This is a genomic window from Aliirhizobium wenxiniae, from assembly GCF_014201355.1.
GTDB lineage: Bacteria > Pseudomonadota > Alphaproteobacteria > Rhizobiales > Rhizobiaceae > Neorhizobium > Neorhizobium wenxiniae.
The window spans coordinates 19,731-35,706 of the sequence record NZ_JACHEG010000001.1 but is presented as its reverse complement, the minus strand read 5'-3'; the positions used below and the strand labels follow the sequence as shown (position 1 = coordinate 35,706).

Sequence of the window (15,976 nt, the reverse complement as noted above, 5' to 3'; positions counted from 1 at the left end):
TGATTACGGGCCTTCGCCACAAAGGTTCGAAGGCCCGTTCAGATTTGGCTAGTTAGAGAAGCCTCAGAACTCAGTCCATTCCGACTCTTTTACCGCAGCGGCTGATGCCGAACCGCCACCGAATGCGGAAGCGAGTTTTCGTCCAAGCGAACGAGCCGGAGACAAGCGAGGCCGCTCATCCTGCTCGGCGACGCGCACCGGTGCGGATACACGCGCGGCCTGCCGATCGAAACCAGATCGCTCGGCGGAGCGGAAAGATTGCGTACTTTCGCTACCGACCTGGAACTGGCCAAGCAACGTCATCAAGGCCTCGGCATCCTTCGCAAGACTATGGCTGGCAGCGGTCGACTGTTCAACCATTGCCGCGTTCTGCTGTGTTCCCTGATCGATCGTATTGACGGCAGTACTGATTTCCTGAAGTCCAAGCGACTGTTCGCGTGACGCTTCTGCGATCGCTTGAACATGCCGATTTATCTCATGGACTTCGGCCACGATTGCATCAAGTGCCTTGCCTGTCTCGCCGACCAGATTGACGCCCTGTTCGACATGGCTGCCGGAGGTATTGATGAGCGTCTTTATTTCCTTGGCTGCGGCGGCTGAACGCTGGGCCAATTCGCGGACTTCCTGAGCCACTACGGCAAAGCCCTTGCCAGCATCACCGGCGCGTGCGGCCTCGACCCCGGCATTCAAAGCCAGAAGGTTCGTCTGGAAGGCGATATCGTCTATGACACCTATGATGTTGCTGATTTCAGACGAGGAACGCTCGATCTGATGCATCGCATTCACTGTGTCCCGAACGATCTCGCCGGATTTCTCCGCCCCTGCACGTGTACGGGCAACAAGCTGGCTGGCTTCTTCGGCACGGCTTGCCGCGTCCTTGACGGTGGTGGTGATCTCCTCGAGCGCTGCGGCCGTCTCTTCGACAGAAGCAGCCTGCTGCTCCGTGCGACTGGACATATCGTCGGCCGAAGCAAGGAGCTCGTTGGCACTGGCGGTAATTGCCTTCGCATTGAAACCAACGGATTGCATCGCCTCGCGAACCTTGCTCAGCGAGTCGTTGAAATCCTCGCGAACAACATCGAGATCAGCCACAAACGGCGTATCGATACTTGTCACCAGATCACCAGCGGCCAGCCGCTTCAACCCATTGCCCAGCGACTGAAGCGCGAACTGGACGTTGCGGGCCTCCGAGGCTTTCTCGATTTCCTGACGCGCTCTCTCGCTTTCGGCGTTGCTCCTGGTGGCTTCCGTCTGTTCTTCCAGACGAGCACGCTCAATCGCATTTTCTCGGAAGATCGCGACTGTAGCCGCCATTTCCCCAATCTCGTCACGTCGATCGCGACCGACAATCTCGCCGGATGTCTCTCCGCGCGCCAATTGCTGCATCTGCGCGCGCAGGCCATTCATCGGCTTGGTTATTCCTTGTTGGACAAAATATGCAGCAAGCACAAGAACGAGAACGATGCTGATGACCATAGCGGCCATGTTGGTAACGATTGTTTTGTGCACGAGTGCCGCCAGGCGATCCGTGCCGGCGGTCTGCACCGCCTGCAAGGCGCTATTGCTGTCGTTGAACTGCTTGGAGATCCGCGTGGTCAAACCTTCAAGCGCCCCCATCCGCGCCACCGCAGCCGGATACTGCCCGTCATTGCGCAGCTTCACGATATCAGCAAGAAGCTCCCGAACGCCGCTGATGTCGACCATAAGGTTGTCCATCGCCTGTTTGGTGCTCGGAACAAGTACCGAAAGCTCCTGCATGCGGCCGACGGCGATATCAAGAAGGGAATTGAATTCCTTCTGTGCCGTTTCGAATTGCGGCGCATCGGGCGAAAACAGCAAAAGGCGGCCCAGGCGAACGGCGGCGCCGTTGACGCCGGAGCTTGCTCTTGCCGACAACAGGGCAGCCTTCGCTTCGGTGTTTAGAAAGTCGTTATAGGCGAGACTGGCTTCATCGAACTTGTAAGTGAGATAGGACACTCCGCAGAGAGAGATAAGCGCCAATACACCGATGGACAGAAGGATCTTGGTTCTGATGCGTATATGCTTCAACATCGTAATAGTACCTATGAAATCGACAGGGTCGGAAATGCGCCATAACCGCAACTGAATGTGCAGCAGCTTCACAGAAATGACTGAGGATTGGGTGCGCGCATCATGCGACGGCTCAAGCAGGCTCACCTGCAGTGCCGACAGAAGAACCCAGATCAATTAATGCATCGAAAATAACTAGGCGAAAATACTTGAAAAATATTGATAAACATCAAAAAACAGTTCGATTTATTGAGGTTATTTCATAATTAGAATAGAAAAAACATAATTTTATGAATCTATACTCAAGTATAATTTCTGTAATCAGAAAATCTAATTACTGCGGATCGCCTGATTATCGGCTTCAGCCGCCGCCCACCGCCTATTCATGCAGCAGACATCCGTAGCCCACCACACTTCGTTCGAGACAAACGAAAATGGCGCCGCAGACCCGAAGGTATGCGACGCCATCGTCATTTCATTGACGAGCCTTGAAGCTCGATATTTTTAGAACCGGTAGTTTACGCCGGCCTTGATCGTGTGGTCGCCGATATCCTTCTCGGAAGTCGTGCCAGCACGGAAGCTGCGAACATCATTGGTCTGGGTATAGTTGTACTCGACCCGACCCGAAAGATTGCCGGTGATCTTCTGCTCGACACCTGCGCCGACCAGCCAACCAGGCTTCCAGCCATCCGGGCCTTCGGTCGCACCGTTGTCACGCAGGCTGGTCATTGCCACACCGGCAGTACCGTAAACCAGCGTATTGCCGAGCGGCGCACCGACCTTACCCTTGGCTGCAACGCGGTAACGTTCCTTCAGCGTACCGCCGCGCACACCAACTTCCGCATCACCGAGATGGGAAAGCTCGGCTTCACCACCAACCACGACACCATTGATTTCGGTGTTGTAACCGCCATGAATGCCGCCCGTGAATTCAGAGGAACTCGAGAACGGGTTCAGCTTGTCGGAAGCGGTACCGGCATTCAGACCAACGTAAGCGCCACTCCAATCGGAGGACGGACCAGAAGGCTCGTTGTAAGCCGGCGGCTCATAGGAGTTGGTCAGGTCAGCTGCGGATACCGACATTACAGAGCCGGAAACGAAAACGGCGGCGAGAGCCAGCGCGAAGGGCTTGTTGTTCATAATAGATTTACTCCATACACAGCCTGCGTCTGGTGGATGGGCAGGCGATACATCCAGCTATTAAGCCTCGGGTCACTCATGCGGATTTGCCCTACCCCCGGCCGCATGTGCGATCCCGCACCGATTGGCTTCTAATTTCATGAATTTATAAACACTCCATTAACTGCGACCGGCATCACAGCAGAAAGGCTTTCTCCGGACATTCACGACATCGCGAGCGGGATTGAGGGCCGCATTTCGTCTGGCAATTCACCGTCCGCTCAGACAAATTTCAAAAGCCAAATCAGCGAAAGATCTGGCCGGCGCAACGTTGGATACTATCTTGTGCGGAAACCTATCGAGTCCGCCATTCGGCACCCCGGGGTATTATGGAAACAGGGAAACGACCAGCCAGAGACCGTTTTATTCTCCTCGACGGATTGAGGGGCATTGCTGCAATATTCATCATCCAGCGTCATGCCGAGGATCTGCTGGGAAACGCCCTGCCCTCCAGCTATCTGGGGGTCGATCTGTTCTTCGCTTTGAGTGGGTTTGTGCTTGCCCATGCCTACGGCGCATCACTTGCTGAATCTCGCATCTCGCCGCTACAATTCATGAAGGCGCGGCTCCTGAGACTTTATCCCCTCTATGCGATCGCCCTGGCGCTGGTTACGGCTTACTACATTCATATGTATCACGCAGGCCTTCCGGTCATGGCAGACGAACATGTCATCCCGAGCGAACTTCTGCTTGCTTTCGCAACCGGGCTTTTCTTTCTTCCCTCGCCTGTCACCATCTCGTTCAACGCGGCGCTTTTTCTGGTCCACCCGGCATGGTCGCTGTTCAACGAACTTGTTGCAAACTTCGTCTATGCCATGCGCGGAGAGCGCGCTACGCTTTTGCAGGTCGGCATAGTGGTTGCCATAAGCGCCGTACTTCTCGTGATCGCCGCGCTGCAATTCGAGCGCCTGCATGCCGGTTTCCGCTGGCATGAAATGTATGCCGGTATGGCTCGCGTCTTCTTTTCATTCTCCGTGGGGATGCTGATCTATCGCTACCGTCGCAAGATGCCAGTGATGCGACCAGTACAGGCACTCTTTTGCCTTGGGATACTGATGCTCGTACTCGCGTTCCCGACACCACGGGACTGGCGCTGGATCTTCGATCTTCTTGTCGTCTTCTTCGTCTGGCCAATACTACTTTACTGGGCAAGTGCGATCGTGCCCGGCCCTAAAACCTCATCCGTCGCGAATTTTCTCGGGGTCGCCTCCTATGCCGTCTATGTGCTGCATACTCCATTGCTTGACTGGGCGCATGTGATCGCTCCCGGTATCACCAACCCGGGAATGATGCCATTTTCCGGCATTGCTCTCGTCACCTTGATCGTCGTCATTTCATGGTGTGTGACGATTTGGCTCGACCAGCCAATACAGAAACGCTTCAAGAGGCGAATCCTCCAACGGCCAGCGCTAGCTCAAAAATAAAAGATGTTTCAGCGGGAACTTTTTCCGTTCCCGGGAAATTGACAGGGATTCGCGCAAAAAAGAGAGGAGAACTGCATCCATGCCGAACGACGCACGCCAATCCGTCGCCTCGCCGAAAGACCATGTTCTCACGGTCCAGGAGGCTCTTGAGCCGCTGTTTCTGGCCCTTGAGCAGGAGGCGGAGCTCAAGATGCTTTCCGCTGCACTCAACGCGGGATGGCCTCTCGACGAAGCTGTGGTCGCGATAGACGAGTTGAGGCGAAACGAGCTCCTGCCAATACTTCGACCTCACTGACCTGCGGCGCTACGCAGAAATTGAATTATTACAAAAACTCCTTCGCCTTGCGGCCCTCGCTGCTCTACGCTGCCTCAGACAATTGGAATGCAGCGAGGGACGATGAGCATAAAGACAATTTGCATTTATGGCGCAGGAGCACTTGGAGGAGCGTTTGCGGCAAATATCGCGCATGCCCTTCAAGGGAAGGTGGAAGTTTCCGTCATTGCCCGAGGGGCACAACTCGCCGCAATTCGAGAGCAGGGCTTGAGTGTCATATATGACAACGAGGCTTTTCCTGCGATTTCAGCACGAGTTACAGCAACTGACGATCCTTCGAGCCTTCCACCGCAGGATCTCGTGATCACCGGCCTGAAGGGGCATCAGCTTTCAGCAGCAGCCGACGGCATCGCATCTCTGCTTCACCCCCAAACGCGGGTGATGATGATCCTCAACGGTATACCGTGGTGGTACTTCCATCAGGATGAGACAAGCGGATTCGCAGAACGACAATTGCCGCAACTTGATCCGGACGGCAAATTGTGGACGCTGATCGATCCCAAGCGCGTCATTGGTTGCGTGGCCTACCAAGGCGCCGAAGTGATCCAGCCCGGCCGTACGAAGCTCAACGGCAAGGGCCATTTCTTCCTCGGAGAACCAAACGGCAAGCTCTCCGCTGACCTGCAGGCAGTTGCTGACTTGCTCGGCCAGGCGGGTCTCGACATCCGACCGACTGCTCGCATCCGCGACGAGATCTGGGCCAAGCTTCGGGGCAATGCCGCGTTCAATCCGATCAGCGCGTTGACGCGGGCACTTATGGTCGACCTGATGGCCAATCCAGAATTGGCGCAGATGGTTCGCAAGATCATGAACGAGGTGCAGGCGGTCGGTATCGCGCTCGGCTGCCGGTTCCAACGATCCGCAGACGAACAGTTTGCCAGCGCCAACGGGTTTGGCCCAGTCAAGACGTCCATGCTTCAGGATCTGATTGCCGGCAAGGCGCTGGAAATCATTCCGCTCAACGGGATGGTGGTCGAACTTGGAAAGCTCACGAATGTCCCCACACCAATCTGCGACACAATATTGACACTCGCTCAACAGCTCGATGTCGAAAACCGGAGATAACTCAGCGCAAAAGAAAACCTCGCCGAGGGGACGCGGCGAGGCTCTAATTATATGTCTCATTTTTATTGTTGTCGGGCGGCACAGGGGACGGGCACCACCGGCTTTATTCCTCTGGCAACTGCATCGCTCACTCTCAGCTTCGCCATTCACCAATATAACCCATCAGCAAGGGTTAGGTTCCACCAATCCTTAACCCGACAGCCGCTAAAATTGCGCAAACCTGGACGGGGTAGCAAAGAGACTTACATGACGGGGCCAAATTTCCGTTTCACCCATTACGATCTCAAATCACAGCGCGCGGGCACCGCGATCGAGGTGACATTGAGCGCGGTAAACAATATTCGCCTCATGAATGCGGCGAACTATCAGCGATTTACAGAACGACTCGATTTCAAATATGCCGGCGGCGTAGCGCGCAAGTCGCCGGTTCGACTGGTCATTCCAGAAAATGGGCACTGGCACTTGATCGTCGATACTGAAGGCCACCATGGATTGGCGGAATCTTCTGTCAAACTTATCCCCGCTCCAGCGATGCAAAGCCCACAATAGTAGGTTTCGTGATCAAATCATACGGACGCTTGGGCGCATGATGCGTCAAGATGCGTAATCTCATCATCTTGATCGTCATGCGTTCTGTGAACACCATGCGGCCTGCTCTTCACCAGGTCGTGATGAGCATGCTGCATGGGAGGATACAGCTTTGGCGGAATTGCAACATATCGAGACCAGCATGGATGGAACCGTTATTCCCCTCTCAAACGAGGCGGCTAACCAGCTGAGCGGCTCGTGGCCTGACCGGAGTTATGAGATTGTCCGGCGGCTGGAACTACATGTCTTTAAAGTTACGAAGCCAAAAGCACAGGCACTGATCTATCCCGGCGGCGGATATCTGAAGCTGATGCATGACAAGGAAGGCGTCGAGGTCGCGCTCTGGCTGAATTCGCTTTCTATCGACGCCTACGTCGTGACGCATCGCCTGCCTGGCTCCCAAGCCGAGGAAGGTCTGCATCCCAAGGATATCGCACTAACCGACTCGCTTTCCTGCCTCGATTATCTGCATAACAACAGCCCGCATCTGCCGCTTTTCCATGTCGGCCTTTCGTCAGGAGGGCACCTTGCTGGCGTGATGGCCTGCCAAAATCATCCGCTTGCAGCAAAAGGTGCGATCATCGCCTATGCACCGGTGAACGCCAATCACCGGGATTACAAATCGCCTGCGGGAAAACCGGACTATCCTCCGGCCGAAAAACAGGCCTTTTACGATGACTGGCCGATCGGTATAGCGGCGATACCGCACGGAATGCCAAATATACCGCTATTTCTTGCCTATGCGTTGCATGATCAATCGGTGCCGGTGGATCACGTGCTCAACCTGATCCGATCGGCCCGACAGGCCAAGCGTGAGGTGGATGCCCATATCTTCGGGACGGCTCCTCACGGTTTCGCGCTCAGAGACAAGTCCGGCACGCATGCGTCCTGGGCGAGCCTCGCGGAGCAATGGATAGAACGGCATCTCTAGGCCAAGACATCAGGGCTCGCCGCGCTCCTTGCGCAGTTTCGACCACCACTCCAGCCGTTTCCGGATCTCACGCTCGAAACCACGCTCCACCGGATCGTAAAAGGTCTGGCGTCCCATCTTTTCGGGAAAATAGTTCTGGCCGGAAAAGGCGTCTGGTTCATCGTGGTCGTAGCGATATCCCTGACTGTAGCCTTCCTGCTTCATCAGCTTGGTCGGTGCGTTGAGAATGTGTTTCGGCGGCAGGAGAGAGCCGTTTTCCTTGGCAGCCCGCATTGCCGAGCTGAAGGCGGTATAGACGGCATTGGATTTCGGAGCGGTTGCGAGATAGACGCAGGCATTCGCAAGCGCCAGTTCGCCCTCCGGCGAACCGAGATAGTCGTAGGCATCCTTGGCAGCGTTGCAGATCACCAATGCCTGCGGATCTGCAAGGCCGATATCCTCGATCGCCATCCGGACAAGGCGTCGACCGAGATAGAGCGGATCCTCACCGGCATCGAACATGCGGGCGAGATAATAAAGTGCTGCGTCCGGATCGGACCCGCGGACGGCTTTGTGGAGGGCCGAGATCAGGTTGTAATGACCATCCTGCCCCTTGTCATAGACCGGAGCGCGGCGCTGGACGATCTCGGTCAGACCGGCTGCATCGAATACTTCCCCTGCCCTTGCGGCGCGCCAGACTTCTTCTGCCAGCGTCAAAACTGCACGGCCGTCGCCATCCGCCATACGGATGAGTGTTGCCCGCGCCTCGTCATCGAGCGGCAGCGGTTTTTTCTCCACGTCTTCGGCACGCTTGAGAAGTTCCGCTAGGCTCTCCTCGTCATGCGCCTTGAATGTCAGGACGCGGGCGCGTGAAAGAAGAGCGGCATTCAGTTCGAAACTTGGATTTTCGGTCGTCGCGCCGACGAGGATCACGGTGCCATCCTCCATGACCGGCAGGAAACTATCCTGCTGGGCACGGTTGAAACGATGGATCTCGTCGACGAAGAGTAGCGTCTGCCGCCCATCCATCCGGCGCAAGCGGGCCGTCTCGAAGACCTTCTTCAAGTCGGCGACGCCCGAGAAGATCGCCGAGATTTGTTCAAAGGCAAGGCCCGTTTCGCCGGACAGGAGCCGGGCAACTGTCGTTTTTCCCGTTCCTGGCGGCCCCCAGAAGATCATCGAGCCGAGTGTGCCGGATTCGATCATGCGGCGCAGCGCACCATCCTCTCCCGTCAGATGTGACTGGCCGGTGACCTCGCTGAGCGAGGTCGGGCGCAACCTGTCGGCCATCGGTCTCCGGCCGGCGACATCATCTGGAATACGGGGAGAGAACAGGTCGTTGCTCATCGGAAGAATTGCCGGATGCGCTGGCCGCCACGTTCGATTTCGACGCGCCAGAAGCTCGGGTCTGCATCCAGCATGTCTTCGAGCGTCTTGGTGGTATTGACCGTGCTGCCGTTGATCGAAACGATGATGTCGTTCGGCTGGAAACCGAGACGCGCAGAGGGCGATCCGCGGGTGACATCGGTCACGACGACGCCGGTCTTTTCGGTCGACAGGTGCAGTTCGGTTGCAAGCTTGGGCGACAGGTTCGCGACATGCAGGCCGGAGAACGGGTTGCGGCCCTCCATCAGGCGCTCATCACGCGGTGTGGTTTCCGGGGCGGTGTTCAGCACCAGCGTCATCTGCCGCTGACCGTCGCTCGTCTGTACCGTCAGATCTGCCTGCTTGCCGAGACCGGCGGTGGTCAGACGGTAACCGAGGGCATCGGGATGCTCGACCGCAATACCATTGACGGCAGTGATCACTTCGCCCGGCTTGAGGCCAGCCTTATCCGCCGGGCCACCTTCGGCGGTGCGAACCACCAGTGCGCCGCGAGCGGCTTTCAGGCCAAGTGCTTCGGCGACATCGGACGTGACGGCATCGAAGGTCGCACCGACATAGGGCCGCTCGAACGTTGTCTTGCCCTCTTCGGCAGCAACCAGAAAGGCTTTCACGAGATTGGCGGGGATTGCGAAGCCGACGCCGTTGGAGCCGCCGCCACGAGAGAAGATCGCCGTATTGATGCCGATCAGTTCGCCATTCATGTTCATCAGCGCACCGCCGGAATTGCCCGGATTGATGGATGCGTCCGTTTGGATGAAGAAGCCGAAATCACCGCTCGAAACCTGATTGCGGGCGAGCGCCGAAACGATGCCGCTGGTGACGGTCTGGCCGACACCGAACGGGTTGCCGATCGCCAGAACCAGATCGCCGACCTCGGTACGATCCGAATCGGCGAGCGCGAGCACAGGGAAATTTTCCTTGCTCTTGATACGAAGAACCGCGAGATCGACGCTCTCATCCTTGAGCACCAGCTCGCAAGGGAACTCGCGGCCGTCGGCGAGCGCGATCTTGATGTCGTCGGCCCCCTGAATAACATGATTGTTGGTCACCACGAGGCCGTTGTGCGAGAGGATCACGCCGGAGCCGAGGGAGGATTGCTTTTCCGATCTGTTCGGCATGCGCTGGCCGAAGAACTGATCGAAAAAGGGGTCGCCGGTCATCATGTTCGGGCGCTGAACGAGACGTTCCGCATAGACATTGACCACGGCACCGGCCGTCTGCTTGACGAGCGGCGCGAAGGAGAGCTGCATCTCCTGACGGCTCTGGGGAACCGCTTTGCTTTCCTGCGCATAGGCGGTTACGGGACAAACCACGGCCAGGACGAGAAGACCGACCGAGAGACGCTTGAGCAGGTTGGGCATATGATTCCTCTTTGCGAATTTCCGGATCGAGTTTTAGCGCCGGAGGCTGGAAAATAAAGGTGACCGTGCCAGACAAAACGGACATTCGTTCGTCTATGGAGCAGCGGCCTTAAACGGGATAAGAAGATGCTGAAAAAGGCAAAAGCATGGGCAAAGACCATCAAGCGCGATATCGTCGCCCTGTGGCTTGCCGCCCGTGACCCGCGCGTACCGCTGAGCGCCAAGCTGGTGGCCGGAGCGGTGGCAGCCTATGCGCTGTCTCCCGTCGATCTCATCCCCGATTTCATTCCCGTTCTCGGTTATCTCGACGATCTCATCCTGGTGCCGGTCGGCATCCTGATCGCCATCCGGCTTGTGCCGCAGGAGCTGATGTCCGAGTTCCGTCTGGTGGCCGAACAACGATCGGGCCGTCCCGTCAGTCGGTCGGGTCTCGCCTTCATCCTTGCCATATGGCTTGCCTGCATCATCTTCATGGTCTGGAGCCTGACGGAGTTCTTCTGACCGGTCTCCAGTGCAAGATCAGGAGCATGGACGATGAAATCGAGACTGGCTGTTTTGGGCGTAATGAGCTTCCTCATCGCCCCCACTTTTCCCATTCCCGCAGCTGCTGCGAGTTTCGACTGCGAACGGACCGATCTTGCTGCCGATGAAAAGGCGATCTGCGATACCCGCACGCTCAACGACGCCGACGTGAGGATGGTCACGACTTTCGATATCCTGACCAGCCTGCTTGCCATGGGAACACGCGATGCGCTTCGCGACGAACAAAGCGCCTGGCTGAAGAAGCGTCAGGCCTGCGGCGGGGACGTTGCCTGCCTGACGACCGCCTATGACGAGCGCATGAAGCAGCTCACGCAAGCCTTTGAAGGCCTCAGCCGACCGCTTTAATTCGGCATGCAATGATCTGTCGCAATCCGATCAAGTTAAGCCGTGCGGCTTTCCGCCGCATGTCCAAGCTTGACCGGTGCGGTGCAACCGACAATCGACTAATCTTGCTGCGTCGTCTGGTCGCGGACGAGATTCCCAAGGAGCGGACGGGAGCGCGGGTGTCTCAAGGCGGCGGATGACCGGGTCCGGCCGCGTCCGGAAACACCCCTCCCGTCGTCGACAATTAGCGTCGGCCAATTCGGCATTTCAGCATGATCATTCGTGAACGCCCCACGCTCGGGCAGCTCTTCTTCATCTACCGCGGCTCTGTCATCCAGCGGATTTTTCCCCAGATGCTCGTCGTCGTCGCCATGTCGGCGATCATCGTCATCGCGCATCGCCTAGCACCGCAATTCGTCCCGTCGGTTGCCGGCGCGCCGTTCACGCTGATCGGCATCGCGCTATCGATCTTCCTCTCGTTCCGTAACAGCGCCTGCTATGAGCGCTGGTGGGAAGCGCGCAAGAACTGGGGAGAACTGCTGGCGGCGAGCCGCGACCTTGCGCGGCAGACGGAGCTTTTCGAGGCCCGCAGCGCAGAGGCAGGTCAGGCACGGCGACTTATCCTGCTTCTGACTGTCGTACTTGCCGACGAACTGGTAAAATTCCTGCGCGGTGGCGACTGTCCGAACAACAGTGCGGTACGCCTCTTGCCGAAGGGGATGTCCGACGCCATCAAGGCCTCCAGGCATCCGCCCGTCCATATCGTCGACCTTATCGGCCGCCAGCTGATCGAGCTGCAGCGAAACGGCATGCTGAGCGACGTCGAATTCTCGCTCTTCGACCGGACACTGACGCGTCTCAGCGGCTCATTGGCCGCCTGCGAAAGGCTGAGGACGACGCCGGTTCCGTTCGGATACACCCTGCTCATCCATCGCACGGCGCATATGTTCTGCTTCATGGTGCCGTTCGGTTTCGCCGATGTGCTCGGGCCTGCAACACCGCTTGCCGCCGGTCTCGTCGCCTATACGTTCTTCGGGCTCGATGCGCTTGGCGATGAGCTGGAAGAGCCGTTCGGGACATTGCCAAACGACCTGCCGATTGCCGCCATCTCAACCGTGATCGAAATCGACCTGCGCAGCATGCTGGGAGATACAGACCTGCCTCCGATGCCCAAGCCGGTGGATCACATTCTGCTGTGATCTCTATCTCAGACAAAACGAAAAAGGCCGGCGCATGCGCCGGCCTTTTTCGTTGGCATCAAGAACTTGCAGCACTCACTCAGGCAGGATTCGTACCGCGCCCTTATCGGCGGAGGCTGCGAAGGCGGCGTAGGCCTTCAGCGCCGTCGTGACATTGCGCTTGCGGGGAGCGGCCGGCTTCCAGCCGAGTGCGTCCTGCTCGTGACGGCGAGCGGAAAGTTCGGCGTCGGTGACCTTGAGGTTGATCGTCCGGTTGGGGATATCGATCTCGATCAGGTCACCTTCCTGCACGAGGCCGATGGCGCCGCCCTGTGCTGCTTCCGGCGAGGCGTGGCCGATGGAGAGACCTGAGGTGCCGCCGGAGAAGCGGCCGTCGGTGATCAGCGCGCAGGCCTTACCGAGGCCCTTCGACTTCAGATAACTAGTTGGGTAGAGCATTTCCTGCATGCCCGGACCGCCCTTGGGGCCTTCGTAGCGAATGACGACGACATCGCCTGCCTTGACCTCGTTGGAGAGGATAGCCTTGACGGAGGCGTCCTGGCTTTCGAACACGCGGGCCGGGCCGGAGAACTTCAGGATCGACTCATCGACGCCGGCGGTCTTCACGATGCAGCCATCGAGAGCAATATTGCCGTAGAGCACGGCCAAACCGCCATCTTTGGAGAACGGCTTTTCGACCGAGCGGATAACACCCTTCTCGGAATCCGTGTCGAGTTCGTCCCAACGCGAAGACTGCGAGAAGGCAACCTGGGTCGGAACGCCGCCGGGTGCCGCCTTGAAGAACTCGCGGACGGTCTCGGAATTGGTGCGGGTGATATCCCAGCGATCGATGGCGTCACCGAGCGTCGCCTCATGCACCGTGAAGCAATCACGGTTGATCAGACCGCCACGATCGAGTTCACCGAGGATGCGCATGATACCGCCGGCGCGGTGGACATCTTCCATGTGAACATCCTGCTTGGCAGGCGCGACCTTGGACAGGCACGGAACTTTGCGCGACAGTGCATCGATATCCTCCATGCCGAATTCGACGCCGCCTTCATAGGCTGCGGCCAGGATATGCAGCACGGTATTGGTCGATCCGCCCATGGCGATGTCGAGCGACATGGCGTTTTCAAAAGCCTGCTTGGTGGCGATATTGCGTGGCAGGACACTCGTATCGTCCTGCTCATAATAACGACGGGCAAGATCGACGATCAGGTGGCCGGCCTCGACGAAGAGGCGCTTGCGATCCGAATGCGTGGCGAGCGTCGAGCCGTTGCCGGGCAGAGACAGGCCCAAAGCCTCGGTCAGGCAGTTCATCGAATTGGCGGTGAACATGCCGGAGCAGGAGCCACAGGTGGGACAGGCGGAGCGTTCGATGGTCTCGACTTCCTCGTCCGTATAGCTCTCATCGGCTGCGGCAACCATGGCATCGACGAGATCCAGCGCGACCTTCTTGCCATGCAGGGTCGCCTTGCCGGCTTCCATCGGGCCACCGGAAACGAAGACAGCCGGGATATTGAGGCGCATCGCGGCATTGAGCATGCCGGGTGTGATCTTGTCGCAATTGGAGATGCAGACCATGGCATCGGCGCAGTGGGCGTTGACCATGTATTCAACCGAGTCGGCGATGATCTCGCGCGACGGCAGCGAATAAAGCATGCCGTCATGGCCCATGGCGATACCGTCATCCACGGCGATCGTGTTGAATTCCTTGGCGACGCCGCCGGCAGCCTCGATTTCGCGGGCAACCAGCTGGCCAAGATCCTTCAGATGCACGTGGCCCGGCACGAACTGGGTGAAAGAGTTGACCACTGCAATGATCGGCTTGCCGAAATCGCCGTCCTTCATGCCGGTGGCGCGCCAAAGGCCGCGTGCGCCGGCCATATTGCGGCCGTGAGTGGTGGTTCTGGAACGATAAACAGGCATAGGTCTTTCCTCGCTCGATCAGGCCAATAGTCTACCCGCTCCTCGGCAGAGACACAAAAGGCCGTATTTTTGAAAAATGTCCTAAACCAACTGCTGATCACTGTCACTGCCGGTTATCGGCAAATCAGTACGGTACGGTACGGTTCTCATCCATACCAATCCCCGCCCTATCGAAGATCCTCGCGGCGCAAGTCGAAATGATCGAGAATGATATCGAGATTTCGGCGATGCGACTTGAAGAAAAGGTCGAACAAGTCACCCGCAACCGGCACGCTGCCGACGAAGGCATCCACACCGAGATTGCCGAGCATCTGGACGAGTTTTGCCGACGGCACGCCCATGCGGCGCGCCTCGTTGATGAGATAGAGACCGACCAACGCACCACCCGCATCACCGATGACGGGAATGAGGCCGAAGACGGAATCGGCGCCGAAACGGATTCCGGTACCGGGAATACGGATCGCCGTGTCCATCAGCCGCGCAATACCGTGCAGCCGCCTTAGGCGCCGCAGTTTTTCGACGTGATCCAGATCGTCCTTGACGAACCGCTCGCTGACGGTATCCCAGGTCTTCGTCGCCATCCGGCAATTCTCCGTCTTCATTCACAGCTACAAATGAGAATCGCGGGTGTCGGTTCCAAGATGGCCTGGCGGAGAATATGTGGTTTTTCTCACGCAAACGTGGTTCCGGCGAAAAACCCGGCATCTGTGAAACCGAGTGGTTTGGGATTACGTATAGTTCAAAGGAACGGCATCGCGCCCGAGGAGACATCCCATGCCCGCCTATCGTCCGCCGCATATCTCGCCATCGGAGATCACGCCGAAAGATATCTATCTCTCCCGCCGCAGCTTCATCGGCGCCGCAGCAGCCGCCGGGTTCGGTCTGGCAGCGGGTGGCGAAGCGTGGGCTGCGCCATTGAGCGCCGCACCCGGCCCCTACAAGCTCAATGAAAAGCTGACGCCCAAGGAAGCGGTGACGACCTATAACAATTTCTACGAATTCGGGGTCAACAAGGAAGATCCCTCACAGAATTCGGGTGCTTTCAAGCCGACCCCATGGTCGGTGAAAGTCGAGGGCATGGTCGGCAAGCCGAAGGAATTCGGGCTTGATGAAATCCTGAAGATGAAGCTTGAGGACAGGACCTACCGGATGCGCTGCGTCGAGGGGTGGTCGATGGTGATCCCTTGGATCGGTTTCCCCCTTTCGGCCATTCTCGATCAGGTCGAGCCGCTCGGCAGCGCAAAATATGTGGCTTTCGAAACGGTGGTGCGGCCGGAAGAAATGCCGGGTCAGGGCGGCCTCTTCCAGCCCCTGCCCTGGCCCTATATCGAGGGCTTGCGGATGGACGAGGCGCGTCATCCGCTGACCATTCTTGCAGTCGGCCTCTATGGCGAAACGCTGCCGAACCAGAACGGCGCGCCGATCCGGCTTGTCGTGCCGTGGAAATACGGTTTCAAAAGCATCAAGTCGATCGTCAAGATCAAGCTCGTGGAAGAACAGCCGCAGACCACATGGAAGAATTCCAACGCGCGGGAATACGGCTTCTACTCCAACGTCAACCCGGCGGTGGACCATCCGCGCTGGAGCCAGGCGACAGAACAGCGGATCGGTGAAGGCGGATTTTTCGGAACGAAACGTGTCGATACGCTGCCGTTCAACGGCTACGCGAACGAAGTGGCGAGCCTTTACTCCGGCATGGACCTCAAGGCGAATTACTGAAA

At 57.8% G+C, this 15,976-nt stretch carries 15 protein-coding genes; 9 read left to right on the top strand and 6 right to left on the bottom strand.

The window, feature by feature from the left end; genetic code table 11:
* Positions 1-63: 63 nt before the first annotated feature.
* Both HNQ72_RS00250 and HNQ72_RS00245 read right to left on the bottom strand, forming a co-directional pair.
* On the bottom strand, positions 64-2,052 hold the full coding sequence (locus HNQ72_RS00250) for a methyl-accepting chemotaxis protein (RefSeq protein ID WP_183991175.1): 1,989 nt from the start codon (positions 2,050-2,052) through the stop codon (positions 64-66).
* A 483-nt stretch (positions 2,053-2,535) separates the two neighbouring features.
* Positions 2,536-3,171: an outer membrane protein gene (locus HNQ72_RS00245; protein ID WP_183989056.1), complete on the bottom strand. Its 636-nt coding sequence runs from the start codon at positions 3,169-3,171 to the stop codon at positions 2,536-2,538.
* A gap of 368 nt (positions 3,172-3,539) precedes the next feature.
* Here HNQ72_RS00245 and HNQ72_RS00240 point away from each other — a divergent pair, with 368 nt between their 5' ends.
* From HNQ72_RS00240 to HNQ72_RS00220, 5 genes are all read left to right on the top strand, one after another.
* Positions 3,540-4,634: an acyltransferase family protein gene (locus HNQ72_RS00240; protein ID WP_183989055.1), complete on the top strand. Its 1,095-nt coding sequence runs from the start codon at positions 3,540-3,542 to the stop codon at positions 4,632-4,634.
* A 79-nt stretch (positions 4,635-4,713) separates the two neighbouring features.
* On the top strand, positions 4,714-4,929 hold the full coding sequence (locus HNQ72_RS00235; protein WP_183989054.1) for a hypothetical protein: 216 nt from the start codon (positions 4,714-4,716) through the stop codon (positions 4,927-4,929).
* A 102-nt stretch (positions 4,930-5,031) separates the two neighbouring features.
* On the top strand, positions 5,032-6,033 hold the full coding sequence (locus HNQ72_RS00230) for a ketopantoate reductase family protein (RefSeq protein ID WP_183989053.1): 1,002 nt from the start codon (positions 5,032-5,034) through the stop codon (positions 6,031-6,033).
* A gap of 246 nt (positions 6,034-6,279) precedes the next feature.
* Positions 6,280-6,582 carry a DUF1883 domain-containing protein gene (locus HNQ72_RS00225; protein ID WP_183989052.1) on the top strand — a complete coding sequence of 101 codons (303 nt, stop codon included), beginning with the start codon at positions 6,280-6,282 and terminating at the stop codon, positions 6,580-6,582.
* A 151-nt stretch (positions 6,583-6,733) separates the two neighbouring features.
* Positions 6,734-7,552 carry an alpha/beta hydrolase gene (locus HNQ72_RS00220; RefSeq protein WP_210319476.1) on the top strand — a complete coding sequence of 273 codons (819 nt, stop codon included), beginning with the start codon at positions 6,734-6,736 and terminating at the stop codon, positions 7,550-7,552.
* A 9-nt stretch (positions 7,553-7,561) separates the two neighbouring features.
* On the opposite strand, the gene HNQ72_RS00215 is transcribed toward HNQ72_RS00220, so the two are convergent.
* Both HNQ72_RS00215 and HNQ72_RS00210 read right to left on the bottom strand, forming a co-directional pair.
* Positions 7,562-8,878 (bottom strand): replication-associated recombination protein A, encoded by a 1,317-nt coding sequence (locus HNQ72_RS00215; protein WP_183989051.1) that lies wholly within the window; start codon positions 8,876-8,878, stop codon positions 7,562-7,564.
* On the bottom strand, positions 8,875-10,278 hold the full coding sequence (locus HNQ72_RS00210; protein ID WP_183989050.1) for a DegQ family serine endoprotease: 1,404 nt from the start codon (positions 10,276-10,278) through the stop codon (positions 8,875-8,877). The genes HNQ72_RS00215 and HNQ72_RS00210 overlap by 4 nt, the downstream gene beginning before the upstream one ends.
* A 126-nt stretch (positions 10,279-10,404) precedes the next feature.
* Between HNQ72_RS00210 and HNQ72_RS00205 the strand changes: the two genes are divergently transcribed.
* The 3 genes from HNQ72_RS00205 (at position 10,405) to HNQ72_RS00195 (ending at position 12,344) form a co-directional block, all read left to right on the top strand.
* Positions 10,405-10,779: a YkvA family protein gene (locus HNQ72_RS00205; RefSeq protein ID WP_183989049.1), complete on the top strand. Its 375-nt coding sequence runs from the start codon at positions 10,405-10,407 to the stop codon at positions 10,777-10,779.
* A 33-nt stretch (positions 10,780-10,812) separates the two neighbouring features.
* Complete coding sequence (locus tag HNQ72_RS00200) at positions 10,813-11,166, top strand: lysozyme inhibitor LprI family protein (RefSeq protein WP_373289336.1); 354 nt, start codon at positions 10,813-10,815, stop codon at positions 11,164-11,166.
* Positions 11,167-11,417: 251 nt separating this feature from the next.
* Entirely contained in the window at positions 11,418-12,344 is a 927-nt protein-coding gene (locus HNQ72_RS00195) for a bestrophin family protein (RefSeq protein ID WP_183989048.1), read from the top strand.
* 75 nt (positions 12,345-12,419) lie between these two features.
* Here HNQ72_RS00195 and ilvD read toward each other — a convergent pair whose 3' ends face one another.
* Together ilvD and HNQ72_RS00185 are read right to left on the bottom strand one after the other, a co-directional pair.
* Positions 12,420-14,255 (bottom strand): dihydroxy-acid dehydratase, encoded by a 1,836-nt coding sequence (ilvD, locus tag HNQ72_RS00190; RefSeq protein ID WP_183989047.1) that lies wholly within the window; start codon positions 14,253-14,255, stop codon positions 12,420-12,422.
* 167 nt (positions 14,256-14,422) lie between these two features.
* Positions 14,423-14,836 (bottom strand): DUF4112 domain-containing protein, encoded by a 414-nt coding sequence (locus HNQ72_RS00185; RefSeq protein ID WP_183989046.1) that lies wholly within the window; start codon positions 14,834-14,836, stop codon positions 14,423-14,425.
* Between the two features lie 193 nt (positions 14,837-15,029).
* Between HNQ72_RS00185 and msrP the strand changes: the two genes are divergently transcribed.
* Positions 15,030-15,974, top strand: a complete 945-nt coding sequence (gene msrP, locus HNQ72_RS00180) for a protein-methionine-sulfoxide reductase catalytic subunit MsrP (protein ID WP_183989045.1) — start codon at positions 15,030-15,032, stop codon at positions 15,972-15,974.
* The last annotated feature ends 2 nt before the right edge of the window (positions 15,975-15,976 follow it).

Bases quoted from the DNA above. Each gene is read 5' to 3' on its own strand.
- HNQ72_RS00195 (WP_183989048.1), top strand. From the start codon at position 11,418: ATGATCATTCGTGAACGCCCCACGCTCGGGCAGCTCTTCTTCATCTAC.
- msrP (WP_183989045.1), top strand. From the start codon at position 15,030: ATGCCCGCCTATCGTCCGCCGCATATCTCGCCATCGGAGATCACGCCG.
- HNQ72_RS00245 (WP_183989056.1), bottom strand. From the start codon at position 3,171: ATGAACAACAAGCCCTTCGCGCTGGCTCTCGCCGCCGTTTTCGTTTCC.
- HNQ72_RS00210 (WP_183989050.1), bottom strand. From the start codon at position 10,278: ATGCCCAACCTGCTCAAGCGTCTCTCGGTCGGTCTTCTCGTCCTGGCC.
- HNQ72_RS00185 (WP_183989046.1), bottom strand. From the start codon at position 14,836: ATGGCGACGAAGACCTGGGATACCGTCAGCGAGCGGTTCGTCAAGGAC.
- HNQ72_RS00240 (WP_183989055.1), top strand. From the start codon at position 3,540: ATGGAAACAGGGAAACGACCAGCCAGAGACCGTTTTATTCTCCTCGAC.
- HNQ72_RS00200 (WP_373289336.1), top strand. From the start codon at position 10,813: ATGAAATCGAGACTGGCTGTTTTGGGCGTAATGAGCTTCCTCATCGCC.
- HNQ72_RS00230 (WP_183989053.1), top strand. From the start codon at position 5,032: ATGAGCATAAAGACAATTTGCATTTATGGCGCAGGAGCACTTGGAGGA.
- HNQ72_RS00250 (WP_183991175.1), bottom strand. From the start codon at position 2,052: ATGTTGAAGCATATACGCATCAGAACCAAGATCCTTCTGTCCATCGGT.
- HNQ72_RS00215 (WP_183989051.1), bottom strand. From the start codon at position 8,878: ATGAGCAACGACCTGTTCTCTCCCCGTATTCCAGATGATGTCGCCGGC.
- HNQ72_RS00225 (WP_183989052.1), top strand. From the start codon at position 6,280: ATGACGGGGCCAAATTTCCGTTTCACCCATTACGATCTCAAATCACAG.
- HNQ72_RS00235 (WP_183989054.1), top strand. From the start codon at position 4,714: ATGCCGAACGACGCACGCCAATCCGTCGCCTCGCCGAAAGACCATGTT.
- HNQ72_RS00205 (WP_183989049.1), top strand. From the start codon at position 10,405: ATGCTGAAAAAGGCAAAAGCATGGGCAAAGACCATCAAGCGCGATATC.
- ilvD (WP_183989047.1), bottom strand. From the start codon at position 14,255: ATGCCTGTTTATCGTTCCAGAACCACCACTCACGGCCGCAATATGGCC.